This window comes from Picosynechococcus sp. NKBG042902 (genome assembly GCF_963864045.1).
Classification (GTDB): domain Bacteria; phylum Cyanobacteriota; class Cyanobacteriia; order Cyanobacteriales; family MRBY01; genus MRBY01.
Window position 1 is genome coordinate 1 of sequence record NZ_CAWLTV010000018.1, and the last position, 1,902, is coordinate 1,902.

Here is a 1,902-nt window from a genome sequence, read left to right on the forward strand (position 1 = left end):
ATTGACTAAAGATACTGACTTTAAAACTGAAAGTCAAAAATTATTGCAGAAAAATGCAAAATTATTCATCAATGAGATTCAAGAGCAGTGTCCTAAAAATGTTGATTTGAAAGACTGGGTAATTCATATTTTTAAAAATGTACTTAAATACTGTTACTTAGTCACCGTATCTACTCGAGACTTTGATACAGCTTACCGTATTTTTTCAACACTCAATACTCGTGGCCTAGATCTTGAACCCTGTGATATCCTCAAAGCGGAAATTCTGGGTGCCATTAAAGACTCTCAACAACGGGAGAAATATCGAAAAATTTGGGATGGAGAAGAAAGCGACTTAGGTCGCGTAGACTTCAATATGCTTTTCACCCACATTCATCGGGTTAAACTGCGCGAGAGACCACGAAAGAATATTATCTCTGAATATCGAGAACGCATTAAACCCATTGAAGCTCCCGAACAATTTATTGACGAGGATCTCAAACCCTACTCTGATAACTTTGAAATCATCAATCGGGGTTTGTTTAGTGCCGACAATCAAGATCTTCAGAAGAAAGTCAATCAACTTTTTGCTTGGCTAGGCCGCATTGATAATTCTGACTGGGTGCCACCAGCAATTCATTTTTTAGTGAAATATCCTAACAAAGCTGAGGAAATTTATGATTTCTTTAGAGCTTTGGAACGTTTGGCGGCAAGCTTAATGATTCTCCGGCGTAATATCAATGAACGGGCTCAAACCTACAAGCGGGTCTTGGAGGCTATCGATCAAGGAGTAGAAGCCGCGATTGAAGCAGCAGTCAATGCTGTCAGTGATGCGGACAGAAAAGATATTATCAAAATTTTAGATGGTGAGCTTTACCTGTCATCTCAAATTCGCAGATATGTCTTACTCCGTCTCGATTCTGAATTAGCAGAAGGTCATTTAAGTCCAAGCTTTGATGTGAAGCAGATTACGATTGAACATGTTCTACCTCAAAATCCCAAGGCAGGCTGTTGGGGAGATTGGTCTAGTGAAGATCATCAAGAGTGGGTGCATCGTTTGGGCAATCTAGTTCTTTTATCGAAAAAGAAAAACTCTGAAGCGCAGAACTTTTCATTTGAGGAAAAAAAGGATAAATACTTTAAATCCAATACAGTCACTTTTCCCTTAACCAGTCGCGTTTTGAACACATCCGCCTGGACATTAGATGTTGTTGAAAAAAATCAGAAAGAATATCTTGCAACCTTGACCAGTCTCTGGGAGCTCAAATAGGCTGACTGTCAGAGAAAAGGTGTTGTTGGGTAATTTGATCCAAGCTCTGCCAAGGATGTTGGATAATGACAGCAAATGATTGATGAGCGATCGCCATGGCTGAAACCCTTCCACTTGCTGACATTTGTCAAACTGTCTACGGTGAACCCGTTGAAGTTATTGACTGGGATACCGAACAGAGTGAAGACAAATTTGAGATCAAGGTTCTCTTTCGAGAGCAGCGACGGGGGTGGTACCTTGAAATGGTAATCACCCAAACCCAATCCGGGAAAAACTTCTCCAGTCACCGGGTTCTACCTTTGTTTTTGCCCCTCCTTGATCCCGACCAAACCCAATGGCACGCCTTAACCCAGGAAGCAAGTGAGGCTGATTGGCAAGCCCTAGATCAGTTATTTGCCTTATCCCGCCAATTGTCCGAAACCAATATCGCCTTTGCCGGTGCGGACATCGTTGGGGAAGAAGTTGCCGATGAAGCGATGGATACTTTTGGCTTCTATGTCCCCGATGAAGAATTACTGCCGGTGTTCATTTGGTGGAACCTGGACTATCAGCTCAAGCTCATTGCCTATTTCAAACATCCTGACCGTTTTGCTGGCGAGGTTATGTTCCAGGACGATAACACCGATGAGTGTGAAGTTTATGCTTCCCTCACC

At 42.2% G+C, this 1,902-nt stretch carries 2 protein-coding genes; both read left to right on the forward strand.

The genetic code is table 11. The features are described from left to right. Positions 1-1,249: DUF262 domain-containing protein (locus AACR41_RS00115; protein WP_030008345.1), on the forward strand; the 1,249-nt coding region annotated here is incomplete at its 5' end. Between the two features lie 95 nt (positions 1,250-1,344). Then, positions 1,345-1,902 (forward strand): hypothetical protein (locus tag AACR41_RS00120; protein ID WP_030008346.1); only part of this gene is annotated, 558 nt, incomplete at its 3' end.